Annotated in this window: 18 protein-coding genes; 11 read left to right on the top strand and 7 right to left on the bottom strand. The window is 74.0% G+C overall.

Annotation, left to right across the window (positions count from 1 at the left end; translation table 11 throughout):
- Nucleotides 1-23 precede the first annotated feature (23 nt).
- Nucleotides 24-470: a MarR family winged helix-turn-helix transcriptional regulator gene (locus ACFWAR_RS07755; RefSeq protein WP_385774195.1), complete on the top strand. Its 447-nt coding sequence runs from the start codon at nucleotides 24-26 to the stop codon at nucleotides 468-470.
- 82 nt (nucleotides 471-552) lie between these two features.
- Here ACFWAR_RS07755 and ACFWAR_RS07760 read toward each other — a convergent pair whose 3' ends face one another.
- Complete coding sequence (locus ACFWAR_RS07760) at nucleotides 553-1,344, bottom strand: hypothetical protein (protein ID WP_385774197.1); 792 nt, start codon at nucleotides 1,342-1,344, stop codon at nucleotides 553-555.
- 462 nt (nucleotides 1,345-1,806) lie between these two features.
- Between ACFWAR_RS07760 and ACFWAR_RS07765 the strand changes: the two genes are divergently transcribed.
- The 5 genes from ACFWAR_RS07765 to ACFWAR_RS07785 all read left to right on the top strand — a co-directional run bounded on the left by ACFWAR_RS07765 (nucleotide 1,807) and on the right by ACFWAR_RS07785 (nucleotide 7,578).
- Nucleotides 1,807-4,746, top strand: a complete 2,940-nt coding sequence (locus tag ACFWAR_RS07765) for a nitrate- and nitrite sensing domain-containing protein (protein ID WP_385774199.1) — start codon at nucleotides 1,807-1,809, stop codon at nucleotides 4,744-4,746.
- On the top strand, nucleotides 4,743-5,240 hold the full coding sequence (locus ACFWAR_RS07770; RefSeq protein ID WP_385774201.1) for a roadblock/LC7 domain-containing protein: 498 nt from the start codon (nucleotides 4,743-4,745) through the stop codon (nucleotides 5,238-5,240). Before ACFWAR_RS07765 ends, ACFWAR_RS07770 begins: the two co-directional genes overlap by 4 nt.
- Nucleotides 5,237-5,629, top strand: coding sequence for a DUF742 domain-containing protein (locus ACFWAR_RS07775; protein ID WP_385774203.1), 393 nt, complete (start codon nucleotides 5,237-5,239; stop codon nucleotides 5,627-5,629). Before ACFWAR_RS07770 ends, ACFWAR_RS07775 begins: the two co-directional genes overlap by 4 nt.
- On the top strand, nucleotides 5,610-6,239 hold the full coding sequence (locus tag ACFWAR_RS07780; protein WP_385774205.1) for an ATP/GTP-binding protein: 630 nt from the start codon (nucleotides 5,610-5,612) through the stop codon (nucleotides 6,237-6,239). The genes ACFWAR_RS07775 and ACFWAR_RS07780 overlap by 20 nt, the downstream gene beginning before the upstream one ends.
- Before the next feature lie 64 nt (nucleotides 6,240-6,303).
- Nucleotides 6,304-7,578 carry a styrene monooxygenase/indole monooxygenase family protein gene (locus ACFWAR_RS07785; protein WP_385774207.1) on the top strand — a complete coding sequence of 425 codons (1,275 nt, stop codon included), beginning with the start codon at nucleotides 6,304-6,306 and terminating at the stop codon, nucleotides 7,576-7,578.
- On the opposite strand, the gene ACFWAR_RS07790 is transcribed toward ACFWAR_RS07785, so the two are convergent.
- From ACFWAR_RS07790 to ACFWAR_RS07800, 3 genes are all read right to left on the bottom strand, one after another.
- A complete protein-coding gene (locus ACFWAR_RS07790; RefSeq protein ID WP_385774209.1) occupies nucleotides 7,515-8,771 on the bottom strand; it encodes an NlpC/P60 family protein in 1,257 nt (418 codons plus the stop codon). The genes ACFWAR_RS07785 and ACFWAR_RS07790 overlap by 64 nt on opposite strands.
- A gap of 363 nt (nucleotides 8,772-9,134) precedes the next feature.
- Nucleotides 9,135-9,395, bottom strand: a complete 261-nt coding sequence (locus ACFWAR_RS07795; protein ID WP_385774212.1) for an SHOCT domain-containing protein — start codon at nucleotides 9,393-9,395, stop codon at nucleotides 9,135-9,137.
- Nucleotides 9,395-9,835 (bottom strand): DUF6325 family protein, encoded by a 441-nt coding sequence (locus ACFWAR_RS07800; RefSeq protein ID WP_385774214.1) that lies wholly within the window; start codon nucleotides 9,833-9,835, stop codon nucleotides 9,395-9,397. Before ACFWAR_RS07800 ends, ACFWAR_RS07795 begins: the two co-directional genes overlap by 1 nt.
- A gap of 119 nt (nucleotides 9,836-9,954) precedes the next feature.
- Between ACFWAR_RS07800 and ACFWAR_RS07805 the strand changes: the two genes are divergently transcribed.
- Both ACFWAR_RS07805 and ACFWAR_RS07810 read left to right on the top strand, forming a co-directional pair.
- A complete protein-coding gene (locus ACFWAR_RS07805; protein WP_385774216.1) occupies nucleotides 9,955-11,328 on the top strand; it encodes an FtsW/RodA/SpoVE family cell cycle protein in 1,374 nt (457 codons plus the stop codon).
- Nucleotides 11,325-12,782, top strand: coding sequence for a penicillin-binding transpeptidase domain-containing protein (locus ACFWAR_RS07810; RefSeq protein ID WP_385774218.1), 1,458 nt, complete (start codon nucleotides 11,325-11,327; stop codon nucleotides 12,780-12,782). The genes ACFWAR_RS07805 and ACFWAR_RS07810 overlap by 4 nt, the downstream gene beginning before the upstream one ends.
- Nucleotides 12,783-12,814: 32 nt before the next feature.
- Here ACFWAR_RS07810 and ACFWAR_RS07815 read toward each other — a convergent pair whose 3' ends face one another.
- Nucleotides 12,815-13,924 (bottom strand): ferritin-like domain-containing protein, encoded by a 1,110-nt coding sequence (locus ACFWAR_RS07815; protein WP_385774220.1) that lies wholly within the window; start codon nucleotides 13,922-13,924, stop codon nucleotides 12,815-12,817.
- Nucleotides 13,925-14,111: 187 nt separating this feature from the next.
- Here ACFWAR_RS07815 and ACFWAR_RS07820 point away from each other — a divergent pair, with 187 nt between their 5' ends.
- From ACFWAR_RS07820 to ACFWAR_RS07830, 3 genes are all read left to right on the top strand, one after another.
- Nucleotides 14,112-15,041, top strand: coding sequence for a diiron oxygenase (locus ACFWAR_RS07820; RefSeq protein ID WP_385774222.1), 930 nt, complete (start codon nucleotides 14,112-14,114; stop codon nucleotides 15,039-15,041).
- A gap of 65 nt (nucleotides 15,042-15,106) precedes the next feature.
- Nucleotides 15,107-15,844: a TetR/AcrR family transcriptional regulator gene (locus ACFWAR_RS07825; RefSeq protein ID WP_385774224.1), complete on the top strand. Its 738-nt coding sequence runs from the start codon at nucleotides 15,107-15,109 to the stop codon at nucleotides 15,842-15,844.
- Nucleotides 15,845-15,873: 29 nt separating this feature from the next.
- Complete coding sequence (locus ACFWAR_RS07830) at nucleotides 15,874-16,149, top strand: hypothetical protein (RefSeq protein ID WP_385774226.1); 276 nt, start codon at nucleotides 15,874-15,876, stop codon at nucleotides 16,147-16,149.
- Between the two features lie 229 nt (nucleotides 16,150-16,378).
- On the opposite strand, the gene ACFWAR_RS07835 is transcribed toward ACFWAR_RS07830, so the two are convergent.
- Both ACFWAR_RS07835 and ACFWAR_RS07840 read right to left on the bottom strand, forming a co-directional pair.
- Nucleotides 16,379-17,674 (bottom strand): histidine kinase dimerization/phospho-acceptor domain-containing protein, encoded by a 1,296-nt coding sequence (locus ACFWAR_RS07835; RefSeq protein WP_385774423.1) that lies wholly within the window; start codon nucleotides 17,672-17,674, stop codon nucleotides 16,379-16,381.
- Nucleotides 17,675-17,736: 62 nt separating this feature from the next.
- A complete protein-coding gene (locus tag ACFWAR_RS07840) occupies nucleotides 17,737-18,615 on the bottom strand; it encodes a hypothetical protein (protein ID WP_385774228.1) in 879 nt (292 codons plus the stop codon).
- Nucleotides 18,616-18,764: the final 149 nt, after the last annotated feature.

An 18,764-nucleotide genomic window follows, 5' to 3' on the forward strand; every position in this document is an offset into this window, starting at 1 on the left:
CACACCATCGATGGGAGCGGTACGTGCACGGGAGCGAAGACCAGGAGTTCCTCGCGTTGGAGCGGGAGCTGTCCGTCTTCCTCCGGAGGGCGCGCGCCTCCTCCGGCGAGATGGCCCGGGCACTGCACCCGGAGCTGGAACCGGCGGCGTACGGTCTGCTCACCCGGCTCGAGGCGGCCGGCCGCCAGCGGGCCACCGACCTCGCCGTCTACTTCGGCGTCGGCAAGGCGACCATGAGCCGCCAGCTGCGCGCCCTGGAGACCCTCGGGCTGGTGGCCCGCGAGCAGGACCCGGCCGACGGCCGCGCCTTCCTGGTCGACCTCACCCGCGAGGGCCGGGAGCGCTTCCTACGGGTCCGCTACGCCCGCCGCGAGCAGTACATGCGCAAGCTCGCGGACTGGGACCGCGGCGAGGTCGCGGAGCTGGCCCGGCTGCTCAACCAGCTGAACCAGGGCGCCGAGGCCGAGTGACCCGCCCGCGGGCCCGTACCGACCGGGCCCCCGGCGCCGCTCGGGCCCACAGCTCCGCGCGGGCCCCCGGCGCCGATCGGGCTCACAGCTCCGCGTAGGCCGCCGTCGCGTCGTCGTGGACCTTCGACCGGACCCCCGGACCGCCCGCGGCCGCCGCCGCGGATTCCAGCGCGCGGACCCGGTCGATCAGCGCCCCCGCGCCCTCCTTGCGCAGCACCGCCATGCAGTCGGCCCAGTCGCCCGCCCCGAAGGTGTCCGTCCAACGGCTCGCGCCGTCCGTCAGCGCGGCCAGCGCCACCACCCGGGCGCGCGGGGTGCGGCCGGTGACCGCCCGGGCGGCCACCGACGGGTCGGCGGCCGCGGTGAAGAAGGCGCCCGGCGCGTCCGCGTTGCGCAGTGCGTCGGTCGCGGCCTCCGAGCGCAGGACCTCGGCGGGCACCCGGTCGAGCCGGTCGTCCAGCACGGCCGTCACCCCGCCCTCCGGCCCTTGGAGCAGCAGCACGGAGTCGGACAGCACGAGGTGTTCGACGTGCTCCGCGTGCCAGCGGACCACGACCACCGTCGCCTGTGGCGTGCGGACGTGAGAAAGGTCACAGGTTTCGCGGTGTGCGTCGGCCGTGCGGCGGATCGCCTCGGCGAGCACCTCCTGGAGGGGCATGTCCCCGCGCGATCCGGACAGTTCGGTCAGATGTCCGCCGAGCCGGGCCACGAACCACGGCACCCCGTGCCCGCAGCCGACGTCACCGCGCGGGGGCGTGACCCCGTCCAGCGCGACGAGCACGCCACCACCGCCCGACGTGGGCAATGCGGCCGACAGCCAGTCCTCGTTGGGGCGTTCCGGGTTGCCGGGGGCGGAGGAGAGGTCGATGCGCATGGGGACAGTCTGCCCGGGATGTCCGGTCCGCCGGGGGTCCACCAGGGGTCGGGCGAGGGTCGGTCGGGGCGCGGACGGCTGAACGCACCGGGTCGCGGCGGGGGCGCCGCGACGGCGGGCGAAGGGCCGATCGGCGCGGCCAAGGCCGCCCGAATGGTCCGAAAGTGGCGGAATCCAAGGGTCCGCGCAGCTGTGGGCGGGCATCCTGTCAAGCACCCATGGATCTTTCAACCGTCTGTCCAGACACCGGGCCTGACGAGGGGCCGCCCGAGTTGTTCGTCAACTCCTCCGTGTTGTTCACTCGTTCAAGTGGCCGGGTGAGCGATGTGCGGCTCTCTCCCAAACACACTGCGAAGGTCTGAAGCGGTACGAGGGGGCAGGGGGCGTTTACTTGTTGACCGGCCGGTACCTCGGCCACACGAGTAGACGAGCACGAGCACACGTACAGGATTGCGAGCACCGGTGCAGAAGAAGCCGTCTCGGAAGAACGGCACCGCCGCCACCCCTGCCGACGGCCACGCCGCGGCAGGTCGTGCGGGACGCACCGTACGGGTGCGCCGCAGGCTGGTCATGGGCGTTGCCGTCACCGGGCTCACCGTCCTCGCGGCCGGTGCCCCCGCGGTGGTCACCGCCACCTCCGAGCTGAACGACTCCCAGCAGTTGGTGACCCTCGCCGACCGGACCCAGCAGACGCTCACCCTGACGCACCTGCTCGCCGACGAGCGCGACGCCGTCACCGAGTACGTCGCCAAGGGGCGCCCCGCCGCGGGCCCCGCGGGCAGGTCCGCCGTCGACGAACGCGCCGCGGGCACCGACCGGCAGACCGGCGAACTGCGCGCGACGGCCGACGAACCGCTCACCCGGACGCTGGGCCGGATCCAGGGCGTGCGCGCCGAGGCCGTCGGCGGCAAGGGCGGCGCCCTCGCGGCCCACCAGGCCTACTCGACCCTGCTCGCGGAGCTGACCGCGCCGAGCGCCCAGCTCGCCGAGCTGACCCCGCCCCGCGCCGCCGGAGCACTCGCCACCACGCGTCCGCTCGCCCCCCTCGGCCAGGCCGTCGAGCAGGCCTCGGCCACCCGCGGGCTGCTGCTCGCGGCGCTGGCCGTGCCGCGCGGCGAGCAGCCCCAGAACGCCCCCGCCGTCGACGAACTCGCCACCGCCGCCCAGCGTTCGCGGGTGCGGGAGCTGGCCGCGCTCGACGACTTCGCGCGCGCCGCCCGGCCCGACGTGCGCCAGACCCTCGCCGCGACCGTCACCGGCCCCGAGGTCAAGAGCGCCGAGGACTACCTCAAGCGGCTCACCGACCGGCCCACCCTCACCCCCGCCGACCGCAAGCTCGACGGCGAGGCCGTGGGGAGCGCGCTGTCGGCGCGCATAGACCGGATGCGGACCGTCGAATCCACCCTCGCGGGCGAGCGTTCCAGCGCGCTGGCCGCGCTGCGCGACGACGACGTGACGGCCCTCGAACGGACGATCGCGATCCTCGGCGCGCTGTTCCTCTTCGCCGTCGTCTTCGCGACCGCCGTCGCGCGCTCCCTCACCCGGCCGCTGTCCGTCCTGCGCCGCGGCGCCGCACGGCTGGCGACCCCGGAGGGATCGGTGGAACCGGTCCGCTTCACCGGGCGCAACGACGAGTTCGCCGAGGTGGTCCGCCACCTCAACGCGGTGCGCGACCAGACCGTCTCCCTGCACACCCGGGTCGCCGGGCTCGACGCCGACCGCCGCCGCCTCATCGGCCGCAACGAGGCCCTGAGCACCGGCCGCAGCGCCCTGGAGGACGAGCTCGCCCGGCTGCGCGCGGGGCTGGAGGAGCACCGGCGCATCATGTCGACGACCTCCGTCTCGCTCTCGCTGCGCACCCTCGGCCTGGTCGAGCGGCAGCTCGCGGTCATCGAGGAGCTGGAGTCCAAGGAGCAGGACCCCGACCAGCTCGCCACCCTCTTCAAGCTGGACCACCTGGCGACGGTCATGCGCCGCCACAACGAGAACCTGCTGGTCCTCGCCGGTCAGGAACACGGACCCGGGCACGCGGGCGCCGTCCCGCTGGTGGACGTCATGCGGGCCGCGGTGAGCGAGATCGAGCGCTACGAGCGGGTCGACCTCGCGGCGCTGCCGGGTGCCACCCAGGTGGCGGGGCACGCGGCCGACGACGTCTCGCACGTGCTGGCGGAACTGCTGGAGAACGCGACGACCTTCTCGCCGCCCGAGGCCAAGGTCAAGGTCTCCGGATGGCTGCTCGACAACGGCGACGCCGTGCTGTCCGTCATCGACGAGGGCATCGGGGTCAGCGGGGACCGGCTCGCCGCCCTCAACTCCCGGCTGTCCGCGCCGGAGGCATACGAAGAGGAGCCCGAGGCGGAGCACGGCCTGGGCCTGGGGCTGTACGTGGCCGGACGCCTCGCCGCGCGCCACGGCGTCACCGCCGAGCTCCGCGCCTCGCGCGGCGGCGGTACGGAGGCCCTCGTGGTCGTCCCGGCCGCGCTGCTGCCGGTGGGCGCGCCGGCCTCCCCGGTGCAGCACCTGACGGCCCCCGAGGGCTTCGCCTTCCTGGACCTCCCCGGCGTGGTGGCCGAGGCCAACGGCAACGTCCTGGCGGCGCGCCCGCGCGGCGAGGACGTACCGGTACCGGCCCCCGCGCCGGAGGCGACGCACTCCGACGCCACGGACGCGCCGGACGCCACGGACGCCCGGGACGCCTCGCACGAGACCGCCGACGCGGGCGAGCGGGAGTGGATCCCGGTCGTACCGCTGAGCGAGAAGACCCCCGACCCGTCCCCGGAGCCGGTCCTCGAACCGGCCCCCGACCAGGACGCCGCCGCGGCGGAGCCGGAGCTGTCCGACGCCGAGCGCACGCTCGAAGTCCGGCTGCCCGTACTGCCGCAGGCCGAGGACCCGGAGCCGGCTCCGGAGCCCGCCGAGGAACTGCTGGCCCGCGTGGTGCCCTCCGCACCGGAAGGCGCCGCCCCCGCGGCCCCGCTGCCGCGCCGCGGCGACCTGCCCGGGCGCAAGGTGCCCGGCGGCCAGGAACTCCTCACGCCCGTCACCCGCGCGGAGCACGGGCACGCCCAGGCTCCCGACGCACACGGCGACTGGGTGCCCCGGCAGGGCAGTCACCCCGCCGCCCTCACCGACGAGGCCGTCACCGACAAGGGCCTGCCGAAGCGCACCCCGCGCACGGTGGCCGCCCCCGGCCGGGCCGCGGGTGCCGCCACCGCGACCGGCGCCGCGACCGGGACCGGCGGCGAAGGCGAACCCAAGCGCGTCGACGCCGAGGAACTCCGCCGTCGCCTCGGCGGTTTCTACCAGGGGTCCAGGGACGGGCGGCGCGTCGTGGAGGCCGAACTCGCGGACGCCGAGGGCCAGACAGATCCGGGGGACACCGCACAGGAGGCACGCACATGACCGCGCCCAGTACGTACGGACTGAGCACCCAGGCCCGCAACCTGCAATGGCTGCTCACCGACCTGGTCGAGGAGGTGCCCGGCATCGTCTCGGTCGCCGTCGTATCCTCCGACGGCCTGCTGCTGCTCTCCTCCGAACCGGGCCCGACCGCCGGTGACGGGGACGACGGAGCGGAGCCCGGGGCCCGCCTGCGGGGCCCGCGGGGAGCCACCGCCGACCTCGCGACCATCGTGTCCGGGATCGGCAGCCTCACCACCGGCGCCGCCCAGCTGATGGACGGCGGCGGCGTCAAGCAGACGATGGTGGCGATGGAGCACGGCTCCGTCTTCGTCACCGCGATCAGCGACGGCTCCCTGCTCGGCGTGCACGCCACGCCCGACTGCGACATGAGCGTCGTCGCCTACCACATGGCGCTCTTCGTCGGCCGCGCCGGCCACGTCCTGACCCCCGAAGTCCGCAGCGAGCTGCGCCAGTCGATGGAGAACACCTCGTGAGGAGTCCGGCCACCGACCGGCTGCCGATACGCGGCGCGGACCGGCGCCCCGCCCGCGTCCGCCCGTACTCGCTCACCGGCGGGCGCACCCGCTTCGCGCAGGTCCTGCACGTCGAGAGCTTCGTCGCGACCCTCGACCCCGGGACCAAGGCCGCGCCGCCCCGGCCCGACAAGACGCCCGAGATGCGCGCGATCGTCGAGCTGTGCCGCCGCATGCGCACGGTCGCCGAGATATCCGCACTGCTGAAGCTCCCGCTCGGCGTGGTCCGCGTGCTCGTCAGCGACCTCGCCGACCAGGGAAGGATCCGCGTCTACGGGACCGGGCACGGCACCGGCCGCCCCGACCGCGCGCTGCTCGAAAGGGTGCTCAGTGGGCTCCGCCGTCTTTGACCCGACCGCTCCCGCGGATCCCGCGGACGATCCCGTCCAGCCCTGGCAGTACGACCGCTCCCGCGCCCCCGTCGCCGTCAAGGTGCTGGTCGCGGGCGGCTTCGGCGTGGGCAAGACCACCTTCGTCGGCTCGGTCTCGGAGATCACTCCGTTGCGCACCGAGGCGGTGATGACCCAGGCGAGCGCGCCGACGGACGACCTGACGGGCACCCCGGACAAGGACACGACCACCGTCGCGATGGACTTCGGCCGGGTCACGCTCGACGACGACCTGGTGCTGTACGTGTACGGGACGCCCGGCCAGAAACGTTTCTGGTTCATGTGGGACGACCTCGTGCGCGGGGCGATCGGCGGCATCGTGCTCGCCGACACCCGCCGCCTGCGCGACTGCTTCCCGGCCCTCGACTACTTCGAGAGCTGCGGGCTGCCGTACGCCGTCGCCGTCAACCACTTCGAGGGTTCCGACTCCTACGAGCCCGAGGACGTGCGGGAGGCGCTGACCATCGCCGCGTCCGTGCCCGTCGTGGTCATGGACGCGCGCGACCGGGCCACGGTCGTGGAGTCCCTGCTGACGCTCGTGGGCCACGCCCTGGACGCGACCCCCGAATAGCCCCCCGCGTACCGCCCGTACGCACGTCGGCATCTACGCCCGTACCGCCCGGAGAGACACCGCCATGCGCAAGATACTCATCGTCGGAGCCGGGCAGTCCGGTCTCCAGCTCGCTCTCGGCCTCCAGGCCAAGGGGTACGAGGTCACCCTCATGTCCAACCGCACGCCGGACGAGATCCGGGGCGGCCGGGTCATGTCCACGCAATGCATGTTCGACACGGCGCTGCGGCACGAGCGCGACCTGGGGCTGAACTCCTGGGAGGACCTGGCCCCGCGGATCGAGGGCGTCGGCGTCTCGGTCGCCGGTCCCGACGGCTCCCGCCCGATCGACTGGCTCGGCCGGCTCAAGGGCTTCGCGCAGTCCGTGGACCAGCGCGTGAAGATGGCGGGCTGGCTGGACGCCTTCGTGCAGCGCGGCGGCCAGCTGGTCATCCACGGCGCCTCCATCGCCGACCTGGACTTCTTCTCCCGCACCTACGACCTCGTGCTCGTCGCGGCGGGCAAGGGCGAGCTGGTCTCCATGTTCGGGCGGGACGCGGCGCGTTCCCCGTACGACGCCCCGCAGCGCGCGCTCGCCGTCTCCTACGTGCACGGGCTGGCCCCGCGGCCCGAACACCCGCAGACCGAGGCGGTCCGCTGCAACCTGGTCCCGGGCGTCGGCGAGCTGTTCCTCATGCCCACGCTGACCACCTCGGGGCGCGCCGACATCCTCTTCTGGGAGGGGCTGCCGGGCGGTCCGCTCGACGTCTTCGACGGGATCAAGGACCCGGCGAAGCACCTCGCCCTCACCCTGGACCTGATGGAGCGGTTCACGCCCTGGGAGTTCGCGCGGGCCGAGGACGTGGAGCTGACGGACGCGGGCGCCACCCTGGCCGGCCGCTACGCGCCGGTCGTCCGCAACCCGATCGGCCGGCTGCCCGGCGGCGGGGTGGTGCTGGGCGTCGCCGACGTGGTCGTGGCGAACGACCCGATCACCGGACAGGGTTCCAACTCGGCGGCCAAGTGCGCGGCCTCGTACCTCTCCTCGATCCTCATGCACGGGGACAAGCCCTTCGACGAGGCCTGGATGAAGGCCACCTTCGACAAGTACTGGTTCACCACCGGCAAGCCGGTCACGCAGTGGACCAACGCGATGCTGGGCGCGCCGCCGGAGCACGTGCTGGAGCTGATCGGCGCGGCGGGGAAGCTCCAGCCGGTCGCGGACCGCTTCGCCAACGGCTTCGACAACCCGGCCGACTTCGACGCCTACTTCTACGACCCCGAGGACACCGCGGACTACCTCGCGGAGGTCGCCTCGGCGGCCTCGCCCGACCCGGACGGCGCCTCCTCGGCGGAGTAGCCGCTGTCGTCCCCCGCCGCCGACCCCGTGTTCTCGGGCAGCGGCGGCGGGCTGTACGACGCCAGCGCGACCCCGTCGGGATCCGGCCGCACCGCCCCCAGCAGCGGGTTCGCGGCGATCGGCGACACCTTGACCTCGGCTCCCGGGCGGGGTGCCTGGATCACCTTGCCGTTCCCGACGTAGAGGGCCACGTGGGTCGCCTTGGGGAAGTAGACCACCAGGTCCCCGGGGCGCAGCCGGTCCAGCGGCACCTTGGGGAGCCGCGCCCACTGCTCCTGGCTGGTGCGCGGGATCGAGCGCCCCGCGTGCGCCCAGGCCTGCGAGGTGAGCCCCGAGCAGTCGAAGGAGGCGGGGCCCTCGCCGCCCCACACGTAGGGCTTGCCGATCTGCTCGCTCGCATAGGCGAGCGCGGCGCCGCCCGCCGCGCTCGGCGTACGGGCGCCGACCGCGCCGGGGCTGCCCAGGCGCCCCGAATCCACCAGCTCCCGCTGCGCTTCGGCGCTCTCGCCGCGCTCCCGGTCGGCGAGCTCGGCCAGCTGCCCGGCGGTGAGCGAGGCCAGCAGTCGCTCGACCTCCTTGAGCTGCGCCGCGGCCTCGTCCTTGTGGCGCTTGCTCTCCGCGGTCAGGGCCTGCTGGGTGTCCAGCGCCTTGCGGGCGGCCGCCGCCAGGGTCCCGGCCCGCACCTCGCCCTGCGCGAGCCGGGCCAGTACGCCGGCCCGGCGGGCGCCCTCGTGCGCGGCCAGGCGGCGCTCGTCCAGGGCGCTGTTCGGGTCGCCCGACATCAGCATCCGGGCGTACGGGGAGAAGCCGCGGGCCCCCCGGTACTGCTCCCGGGCGAGGCGCCCGGCCAGCGCCTGCTGCGCGCCGACCTCGGTGCGGGCCCGGCCGAGGTCGGCGCTGAGCCGCCGCTCCTCGGCGCGGCGCGCGGTGAGGGCGACTTCGGTGGCGTTGTAGGCCTCGGCGGCCTCCTCGGCCTTCTGGTAGAGCCCTTGCATCCGGGTGAGCAGCCCGCCCACGGCCGGTGCGGCCGGTGCGCCTGGTGTCTCGGTGACCTCGGTGGCTTCGGGTGCGGCCGCGGGGCCCGAGGGCGGTCCGACCGGGGGGCCGACGGGGGGCGCGGCGGCGGCGGACAGCGGGACGGTCGCGACCAGGGTCGCGGCGATGCAGGCGGCGTGCAACAGCCGACGTGACATGGGATCACCTCCGGGGAACCGAGGGCGTGATCGTGCCACGACCGGTATGACAAATCCCCCACCCGAGTCGGCCGAGTCGCCCCCCTCACCCGTCCGGCCCCTCCCCGCCCCTCCGGGGGCGCCTCAATCACCGGCGAGGCTGCCTTCTCCAGCCCCACCGGAGGCATTCCAGCCCCACCGGAGCAACTCCAAGCCCGCCGGAAGCATTGGAGCCCCACCGGAGCAACTCCAGCCCCGCCGGCGTTTGAGGCGCCCCCGGAGGGAGGGCCAGGGACCGGCGGGCTCAGGCATTCCAGCCCCGCCGGCGTTTGAGGCGCCCCCGGAGGGGGGCGGCGGGACGCGGCGGGGAGTCGGAGGGCCCCCCTAGCCCTCCAGCAGGCGCGCCTTCGCCGCCGAGAACTCCTCCGGGGTCAGCAGGCCCTCCCGGGCCAACGCGCCGAGCCGCTCCAGCCGTCCGGCCAGGGCGGCGGCCCGCGGGGACAGCGGGGCGGCGGCCGCCGCCCCGCGGCCGGGCTCGCCGCCCTCCCAGACGTACGCGCCCCGGGCGAGCAGCCCCCGCAGCAGCGGCCGCCCCGGCGGCCGTTCGGCGGGCCGCGCCGCCGCGTGCACCGGTCGGATGAACATCACGCAGCTCCCGTTCCGCCCGAGGGCATCCGGTCCGGCATCCGGTCCGGCATCCGGTCCGGCATCCGGTCCGCGGGGATGCGGACCGAGCCCGCGATCCGGCCGCCCGCCGCCCGTACGGCGATCGCCGCGTCCTCGGCCCACACGTGCTCGACCAGCACCAGCAGCGCGCAGCTGCCGCGGTCCAGCAGGTCGGCCGCCTCGCGGACGTCCTCCGGCCCGATGAGCGGGGCCGCCTCCCGGCCGGTCAGCAGCCCGTGCAGCTCCTTGAACTCGTCGAACTCCGCCGCCAGCACCTCGCCCGCCGCCGTCTTCGTCGCCACCAGCCCGTCGATCAGCCGGACGTTCCCGCTCTTGCGCAGGCCCATCACGGCCGCGACCGCGGACACCCGCAGCTGCTCCTCCGGGAAGGCGAGGACGATGAACTCCACAGGCCCCATGACCCCGACTCCTCGACTGACAGGCGCATGCGCGACCACTTCTGACGACTCTTCGGCGACTCTTCGGCTCACTATGACATAAAGGGACATAACCTACCGCCGCTTGCTACGTTGCCCTCATGACCGCACTGACGGCACAGGTCACGGAGCCCGCTCCGCCACCCGGCGCACCGCACGCCAAGCGCAGGGGCGTCGAGCTGAGCCTCCTCGCGGGCGCCGTCCTCATCTCCGTCCTCGGCCACCTCTACGTCGGCCTCGCGAGCGTCGGCCACCTCCCCCCGCACGCCTCCCGGCACGCCGCCGGGCTCGCGCTCGCCGCGCTCCTCGCGCACCTCGCCGTACGGCTGCGGGCCCCCTACGCCGATCCGCTGCTGCTGCCCATCGCCTTCCTCCTCAACGGCCTCGGCCTGGTCCTCATCCAGCGGCTCGACCTCACCACGCCCGACCACCCCACCGCGGGCGACCAGCTGCTGTGGTCGGGGCTCGGGGTCGGGCTCTTCGTGGTCGCGGTGGCCGCGCTGCGCGACCACCGCTCGCTCCAGCGGTACGCGTACCTCGCGGTGGCCACCGCCCTCGTGCTGATGCTGGTGCCGGTCTTCTTCCCGGCGGTCAACGGCGCCCACATCTGGGTGCGCTTCGCCGGACTCTCCTTCCAGCCGGGGGAGTTCGCCAAGATCCTGCTCGCCGTCTTCTTCGCCTCCTACCTGGCCGCGAACCGCACCGCGCTGGCCCTGACCGGCCGCCGGATCCTGTGGCTGCGGATGCTGCCGGGCCGCGTACTGGGCCCGATCCTGGCGATCTGGCTGCTGAGCGTCGGCGTGCTCGTCCTGGAACGGGACCTCGGCACCTCGCTGCTGTTCTTCGGGCTGTTCGTGATCATGCTCTTCACCGCCACCGGCCGGATCGGCTGGATCGCCGTCGGGCTGCTGCTCGCGGGCGTGGGCGCGTACGCCGTCGGGACCTTCGAGCCGCACGTCCACGGTCGGGTCGAGGACTGGCTGAATCCTTTCGCCTCCATCGAGCAGGGGCGCGGCCCGGGCCAGCTCGCCCAGTCGCTCTTCGCCTTCGGCGCGGGCGGACTGCTCGGCGCCGGGCTCGGCCACGGCCAGTCCTTCCTGATCGGCTTCGCCGCCAAGTCGGACTTCGTCCTCGCCACCGCGGGGGAGGAGCTGGGCCTGGCCGGACTCTGCGCGATCCTCGTCCTCTACGCCCTGCTCGTCGCCCGCGGCTTCCAGGCCGGGCTCGCGCTGCGCGACCCCTTCGGGCGGCTGCTGGCCACCGGGCTCGCCTCGATCGTGGCCCTCCAGGTCTTCGTGATCGCGGGCGGGGTCACCGGGCTGATCCCGCTCACCGGCATGGCGATGCCCTTCCTGGCCCAGGGCGGCTCCTCGGTGGTGACCAACTGGGTCATCGTGGCCCTGCTGGTCCGGCTCAGCGACAGCGCGCGACGGCCGAGGCCCCGGGGCGACGACGCGGAGGGCGGGGCCCGATGATCCGGTACATCCGCTGGTGCGGGTACTTCTGCGCGGCGCTCTTCCTCGCCCTGTTCGCGGGCGTGGCCCGGGTCCAGGTCTGGGAGGCCCCGTCCCTGGCCGGGAACCCGGCCAACAAGCGTCCGGTGATCGAGCGGTACGCCCAGCCGCGCGGGAACATCCTCGTCGACGGCCGCCCGATCACCGGCTCCCGCGACAGCCGTCAACTGCTGCGCTACGAGCGGACCTACGCGAACGGCCCGCTGTACGCGCCCGTCACCGGCTACTCCTCGCAGACGTACGGCACCAGCTTCGTCGAGCGCTCCGAGGACGCGGTCCTGGCCGGGACCGACCCCGGGCTGACCGCCTTCCCGCTCTGGTACGACCTGGCCCGCAGCCGCCCGGACGGCGGCAACGCCGTGCTCACGCTGAAGGGCGGCATGCAGCTCGCCGCCTACGCCGGACTCGCGGGCAAGCGCGGCGCGGTGGCCGCGATCGAGCCCGCCACCGGGCGGATCCTCGCCCTGGTCAGCAGCCCCTCCTACGATCCGGCCGCGCTCTCGGGCACCGGCGCGGCCGTCAAGAGCGCCTGGGCCCGGCTGAACGCCGATCCGGCCCGGCCGATGCTCAACCGGGCGCTGCGCGAGACCTATCCGCCCGGCTCCACCTTCAAGATCGTGACGGCGGCGGCCGCCCTGGACTCCGGAGTGGTGAGCGACGTGGACGCGCCGACGCAGACTCCCGACCCCTACGTCCTGCCCGGCACCACGACCACGCTGCCGAACGCCTCCGGCGGCTGCCAGGACGCCAGCATGGCGGAGGCCGTGCAGTTCTCCTGCAACACGGTGATGGCGAAGATCGGGGTGCAGGTCGGGCTGCGCGGGATGGTGGAGGCGGCGCGCCGGTTCGGCTTCAACGACGAGGGGCTGCGGGTGCCGGCGTGGGTGTCGCGGTCCAACTTCGACACCGACATGAGCCAGGACCAGCTGGCCCTGTCCGCCATCGGCCAGTTCAACACCACCGCCACCCCGCTCCAGATGGCGATGGTCGCGGGCGCGGTCGCCAACGGGGGCGAGGTGCGCGGCCCGTACCTCATCGACCGGACCACGCAGGGCGACGGCGACCCGGTCCGCCGCGGCGACCAGCGCAGTCTGGGCCGGGCGATGACCCCGGGCACGGCGCTGCGGCTCCAGCAGCTGATGGTCAAGGTGGTGGAGGACGGGACGGGCCGCAACGCGGCGATCCCGGGAGCCCGGGTCGGCGGCAAGACGGGCACCGCGCAGCACGGGGTGGGCAACGAGGGCGTCCCGTACGCCTGGTTCATCGGCTGGGCGCAGGACGCGGCCGCGGGACGGCCCGCGGTGGCGGTCGCGGTGGTCGTGGAGGACGCGGCGGCCGACCGCGGGGACATCAGCGGCAACGGCGCGGCCGCCCCGATCGCCCGGGCGGTGATGCAGGCGGCCCTGGCCCGCTGACCGTCCGGCGCGCCCGGCGGCACCAACACGCCCTAGGCCTCCGGGGCCCCGTCCGCGATCGCCGCCTCCACCTCGGCGACCCGCTGGCGCTCCTCCTCCGCGAACCGCTCGCGGTCGAGGTTCTCGGCGATCTCCTCGTCCTGGGCCATCAGCAGGTCGAGGTTGGAGTCGCCCATGTCGAAGACGCCCATGTCGAGGTAGGCCTTCTGCAGGCGCTCGCCCCACAGCCCGATGTCCTTCACGCAGGGCACGATCCGGCTGAACAGCAGCTTGCGGAACAGGTGCAGGAACTCCGACTGCTCGCTGAGCTCGGCCGCCTCCTGCTTCCCGATGCCGAAGTTCTCCAGCACCTCCACGCCGCGCAGCCGGTCCCGCATCAAGTAGCAGCCCTCGATGACGAACTCCTCGCGCTCGCGCAGTTCGGCGTCGGTGAGCTGCTTGTAGTAGTCGCGCAGCGCCATCCGGCCGAAGGCCACGTGCCGGGCCTCGTCCTGCATGACGTAGGCCAGGATCTGCTTGGGCAGCGGCTTGTCCGTGGTGTCGCGGATCATCCCGAAGGCGGCGAGCGCGAGGCCTTCGATGAGCACCTGCATGCCGAGGTAGGGCATGTCCCAGCGGGAGTCGCGCAGGGTGTCGCCGAGCAGCCCCTGGAGGTTGTCGTTGACCGGGTAGAGCATGCCGATCTTCTCGTGCAGGAAGCGGGAGTAGATCTCGGCGTGCCGGGCCTCGTCCATGGTCTGGGTGGCCGAGTAGAACTTCGCGTCCAGGTCCGGGACCGACTCCACGATGCGCGCCGCGCAGACCATCGCGCCCTGTTCGCCGTGCAGGAACTGGCTGAACTGCCAGGCCGTGTAGTGCCGCCGCAGGTCGCCCTTGTCCCGTTCGGTCATCTTGGCCCAGTGCCGGGTGCCGTAGAGGGTCAGGACGTCGTCGGGCGTGCCCAGCGGGTCGTAGGGGTCGACCTCGAGGTCCCAGTCGATCCGGGTCGCCCCGTCCCACTGCTTGTCCTTGCCCTTCTGGTAGAGGGCGAGGAGCCGCTCGCGCCCCTCGTCGTACTCCCAGCTGAAACGGGCCGCGCCGGAGGCCGGAACCTGCCAGACGGGATCGCCGGGGTCCTTGGTGTAGAGCGGGTGTGTCGACATGTACGCCCCCTGGGTGCGCGTGCGTGGACTGCCGTGCAGGACTCGACAGTTGGCAGCGTCACACGTTGGTAGACAGCCGGTCAACAAGTCGGGCGCAGGGGATTGACGGGCTTGCTGACAAGCAGTCTCATAAGAGGTGACCGCTGGTAACCCACGTTGACCCCACCCTGTGAGAGGTGTCCGAGCCATGACGACCGTGACCGACCGGGCGGCGCTGCGCGACGCCCTCGGCCTCCTCAAGGACCGGGAACAAGTCGCCGAACGGCTGCTCGAATCCTCGGCCAAGCACTCCTTCGACCCCGACAAGGAACTCGACTGGGACGCCCCGACGATCGAGGGCAAGTACTACTGGCCGCCCGAGCTGCTCTCCCTCTACGACACCCCGCTGTGGAAGAAGATGGGCGAGGAGCAGCGCATCGAACTCTCCCGGCACGAAGCGGCCGCGCTCGGCTCGCTCGGGATCTGGTTCGAGATCATCCTCATGCAGCTGCTCACCCGGCACATCTACGACAAGCCGCTGACCAGCAGTCACGTCCGCTACGCCCTCACCGAGATCGCCGACGAGTGCCGCCACTCGATGATGTTCGCCCGCATGATCCAGAAGGGCGGCGCCCCCGAGTACCCGGTCTCCCGCCTCAACCACAACCTGGCGCGGATCCTGAAGACCGTCTCGACCACGCCCGGCTCCTTCGCCTGCACCCTCCTCGGCGAGGAGATCCTCGACTGGATGCAGCGCCTGACCTTCCCGGACGAGCGCGTGCAGCCGCTGGTGCGCGGGGTCACCCGGATCCACGTGATCGAGGAGGCCCGGCACGTCCGGTACGCCCGCGAGGAACTGCGGCGCCAGATGATCACGGCCCCGCGCTGGGAGCGCGAACTCACCCGGGTCAGCTGCGGCCAGGCCGCCCGGGTCTTCTCGCTCGCCTTCGTCAACGGCCGGGTCTACGAGAACATCGGCCTGGACCGGGCCGAGGCGACGGCCCAGGTGAAGGCGAGCGGCCACCGCCGCGAGGTCATGCAGACCGGCGCCAAGCGGCTCACCGACTTCCTCGACGACATCGGCGTCCTGCGCGGGGTCGGCCGCAAGCTCTGGCAGAGCTCCGGGCTGCTCGCCTGATGCCCGTGTGACGGGGGCGTCGGATGCCGGGCCGGTGGACCGGCCGGTGGGGTTACCCTGCGGACATGACCCGGACTCCGCCGGCGGCCCCGGCGCCGCGTGCCTACCGCCGCCTGAGCGTCGAGGAACGGCGGGCGCAGATCATCGAGGCGGCCCTGTCGCTCTTCGCGCACCGGGCCCCGGAGGACATCTCCCTCGACGACGTCGCCGAGGCCGCCGGGGTCTCGCGCCCCCTGGTCTACCGGTACTTCCCCGGCGGCAAGCAGCAGTTGTACGAGGCCGCCCTGCGCTCGGCGGCCGACGTCCTCGGCCAGTGCTTCGCCGAAGCGCAGGCCGGGCCGCTGACCCAGCGGCTCTCCCGCGCCCTCGACCGCTACCTCGCCTTCGTCGACGAGCACGACGCCGGATTCAGCGCGCTGCTCCAGGGCGGCAGCGTGGTGGAGACCTCCCGCACGACGGCCACCGTGGACGGCATCCGGCGCACCGCCGCGGGCCAGATCCTCTTCCACCTCAACGTCCCGCAGCCCGGCCCCCGGCTGCGGATGATGGTCCGCACCTGGATCACGGCGGTCGAGGCGGCCTCGCTGATCTGGCTCGACGAGGGCAAGGAGCCGCCGGTCGCGGAGCTGCGCGACTGGCTGGTGGACCAGTTCATCGCCCTGCTGACCGCCACCGCGGCCACCGACCCCGAAACGGCCGCGGCCGCCCGGGCGGCACTGGCCCTGGAAGCCGCGGACGGCCCGGTCGGCGTGCTCGCCCGCCGGGTGGTGCCCGTCGTCTCCGAGGCCGCCCACCTGCTGTGACACCCCGGCCGTCCTGTGACACTGGTGGGGTGAGAAGCGAACCGACCCCCTTCGAGGGCGGCCCGATGGACGGCCGAGTCCTGCCGATCCTGCTCGGCCCGACCGGCCACCCGCCGAAGTGGTACGAGATCCCCGTCCCGGACGCGGCGGGCGGACCCCCCACGGTCCTGCTCTACCAGCGGGTCCCGGCGGGCTACTCCAAGCGCCTGCACCTCCAGAAGGGCTGGAAGTACGCCTTCGACCCCTCGGGGCAGAAGCCGAAGCTCCGCTGGCCCTGGACGAAATCCCCGCGCCCGACGTCCTGACCCGGGTCGGGGGTGGCGGGGCCGGGGTGGTCGGGGCGGCGTCGCCGCGCCGGGGTGGGGCGTCTCCTCGGCTCGCGGGCCCGGGTCGGTCGGAGAGCGCGGCCGGTGGTGACCGCTCGTCCCGCGGGGACGCCCCACCCCGTCGCGACGCCACCGCCCCGACCGCGCGGGTCACGGCCGGGACAGCCGGCGGCCTGACCCCGGTCCTGCCGGTGACCGGGGCGCGCGATCAGGCCGTCGGCCCGGGCTCCGCGGGCGACGGCGCCGGGAGCGTCAGTGCGGCCACCGCACCCCCGCCCTCCTCGGCCCCCGCGTTGCGGAACACCAGTTCCGCCCCCAGCACCGCCGCCTGCCCGACGGCGATCGTCAGCCCCAGCCCGTGGCCCTTGGGCCCGCCCGCACCCCCGCCCCCGCCCGCCCCGGAACGGAACCGCTGCGGGCCGTGCGCCACCAGGTACTCCGGATAGCCGTCCCCGTGGTCCCGTACGGTCACCACCGGCCCGTCCACCGTCAGCACCACCGGCGCCCGACCGTGCTTGTGGGCGTTCGCGATCAGGTTCCCCAGGACCCGCTCCAGGCGCCGCCGGTCCGTCTCGACGTACACGTCGCGGACCACGACGACCTCCGTCGCCGTGCCCGAGGCCCGCACCGCCCGCTCCGCCACCGCCGCCAGGCGGTGCAGGTCCGTCTCGACCTGCTCGCTGCCCGAGTCCAGCCGGGAGATCTCCAACAGGTCCTCGGTGAGCTGGCGCATCGTGCGCACCCGCTCCTGCACCAGCTGCGTCGGGCGGCCCTCCGGCAACAGCTCCGAGGCGGCCTGCAGACCGGTCAGCGGGGTGCGCAGCTCGTGCGCCACGTCCGCCGTGAACCGCTGCTCGCTCAGCAGCTTCGACTGCAGGCTGCCGGCCATCGTGTCCAGCGCCGCGGCCACCGTCGCCACCTCGTCCTGCCGCCGTGCGGGATCCTTCGTACGGGCGTCCCCGACCCGTGCGTCCAGGTCCCCCTGGGTGATCCGGCGGGCGACGGTCGCGGTCTGGTGCAGCCTGCGGGTGACCCGGGTGACGGCGAAGGCGCCGACCAGCAGGGTGCCCCCGATGGCCAGCACCGACGAGCCGATGATCGCCTGGTCCAGGCCGTTGATCGTGCGCGCGCTCTGGCTGTAGTCGACGGCCGTCGCCAGGGCCCGGCCGTCGGCGGGCGCCGCCGCCCACATGACCGGGCGGCCTTCGTAGTCGCTGACGATCGTGCCCCGCTGCCCGGAGACCGCGAGCGAGCGCAGCGAGGCCGGCAGCCCCGCCGGATCGATGGCGGAGTCCGGCGGCAGGTTCTCACCGGCCTCGTACGAGCGGGAGGCGTCGTGCAGTTTGCCGAGGGCCTTGTCGCGCGCGGTGGCGACCGTCTGCCGGGTGACCGCGACGTGCACGAGCGCACCGAGCACCGCCGCGAGCGTGCAGCACATCACCACGATGAAGCACGCCGACTTCCAGGTCAGGGTGGCCGTCCAGGCCGGCAGCCGCAGCGGGATCCGCGCCCGGAGCGCCCCGAGCCCTCGCGCGGAGCCGCGCGGTCCGCGCGCGCGGGGGCCGGTCACGACGTGCCGCCGCCGTTCACCGTGCCGCCGCCCGCCACGCCGCCGTTGCCGCCCCCGCCGTTCGCTCCGCGGCGGGGCCGCAGCGGCTGCGGGCTCACCCCGGAGCCCGGCCGTTGCGGCACCCGGATGATCTGCTCCCGCGTCGGCAGCATGGTCCGCTGCTTCTCGTCCCAGGACCAGGCGGTGTTCAGCTCGTAACCCGGGTTCGCGCTCGGCACGTGCAGCACCACGTCCCGCCCCGCCAGCTCGACGCTGATCACGGAGTCCGTGGTGGCCATGATCCGGTTCAGTCGGCCGTCCGCGTCGGCCGTGTAGACCCGTACGGACATCTGCTGGTCCGGCAGCTCGAAGCCGACGATCAGCTCGTCCTTGTCGTTGCCGGTCAGATCGCGGTAGTACGGCGTGAGCACCGGGCACTTCGCCGACTTCGCGGCGCCCGGCTCCGCGGGCTGCTGCCCGGTCGGGCACGCCAGGATCGCCTCCGCCGTCTCCCGCGGCATCCCGTCGGGCCCCACCGTGGCGCCCCGGTGGTTGCGCACCTCGGCCTGGATGAGCGCGACCGGATCCACCCCGTGCACGTTCTGGTCCTTGACCGGGGGAATGCCCTTGACGTACTCCGGCGGCGCCCCGCCCGGATCGGCGGGCGGCACGGTGGCGCCCTTGCGCTCGGGCCACAGGTGCACGGGCCCGTTCGCGGTCGGGGTCGCCCCGGCGCTGGACAGCCCGCCGGTGTTGCTGCATCCCGCGACCACCGGGGTCGCGGCCAGGAGCACGACGGCGGCCAGCAGCGCGGAGAGCGCCGGGGTACGGGAACGGGAGCGCGCGGGGTGCCGGGTGCGGAGGCGCGTAGGGACGCGCGTGCGGAACGTCTTCACGGACCCCTGCGTCCTCCCGTCCCCTGCGTCGCCGACCGAGCCTGTCCCGTCAACCATATGCAGAGGTACGCCCCGATTGCGCGGCCGTCCGGTGCGTGAGCGCGACGGCGCGGATCCGGGGACCGTACCGGGGCCGTCGCGGGAGCCCC

It is taken from the genome of Streptomyces sp. NPDC059917, assembly GCF_042730635.1.
GTDB lineage: Bacteria > Actinomycetota > Actinomycetes > Streptomycetales > Streptomycetaceae > Streptomyces.

What these genes read in the sequence shown, in the direction of transcription:
- ACFWAR_RS07760 (WP_385774197.1), bottom strand. Translation starts at nt 1,344, where the DNA reads ATGCGCATCGACCTCTCCTCCGCCCCCGGCAACCCGGAACGCCCCAAC.
- ACFWAR_RS07770 (WP_385774201.1), top strand. Translation starts at nt 4,743, where the DNA reads ATGACCGCGCCCAGTACGTACGGACTGAGCACCCAGGCCCGCAACCTG.
- ACFWAR_RS07785 (WP_385774207.1), top strand. Translation starts at nt 6,304, where the DNA reads ATGCGCAAGATACTCATCGTCGGAGCCGGGCAGTCCGGTCTCCAGCTC.
- ACFWAR_RS07790 (WP_385774209.1), bottom strand. Translation starts at nt 8,771, where the DNA reads ATGTCACGTCGGCTGTTGCACGCCGCCTGCATCGCCGCGACCCTGGTC.
- ACFWAR_RS07795 (WP_385774212.1), bottom strand. Translation starts at nt 9,395, where the DNA reads ATGTTCATCCGACCGGTGCACGCGGCGGCGCGGCCCGCCGAACGGCCG.
- ACFWAR_RS07800 (WP_385774214.1), bottom strand. Translation starts at nt 9,835, where the DNA reads ATGGGGCCTGTGGAGTTCATCGTCCTCGCCTTCCCGGAGGAGCAGCTG.
- ACFWAR_RS07805 (WP_385774216.1), top strand. Translation starts at nt 9,955, where the DNA reads ATGACCGCACTGACGGCACAGGTCACGGAGCCCGCTCCGCCACCCGGC.
- ACFWAR_RS07810 (WP_385774218.1), top strand. Translation starts at nt 11,325, where the DNA reads ATGATCCGGTACATCCGCTGGTGCGGGTACTTCTGCGCGGCGCTCTTC.
- ACFWAR_RS07815 (WP_385774220.1), bottom strand. Translation starts at nt 13,924, where the DNA reads ATGTCGACACACCCGCTCTACACCAAGGACCCCGGCGATCCCGTCTGG.
- ACFWAR_RS07820 (WP_385774222.1), top strand. Translation starts at nt 14,112, where the DNA reads ATGACGACCGTGACCGACCGGGCGGCGCTGCGCGACGCCCTCGGCCTC.
- ACFWAR_RS07825 (WP_385774224.1), top strand. Translation starts at nt 15,107, where the DNA reads ATGACCCGGACTCCGCCGGCGGCCCCGGCGCCGCGTGCCTACCGCCGC.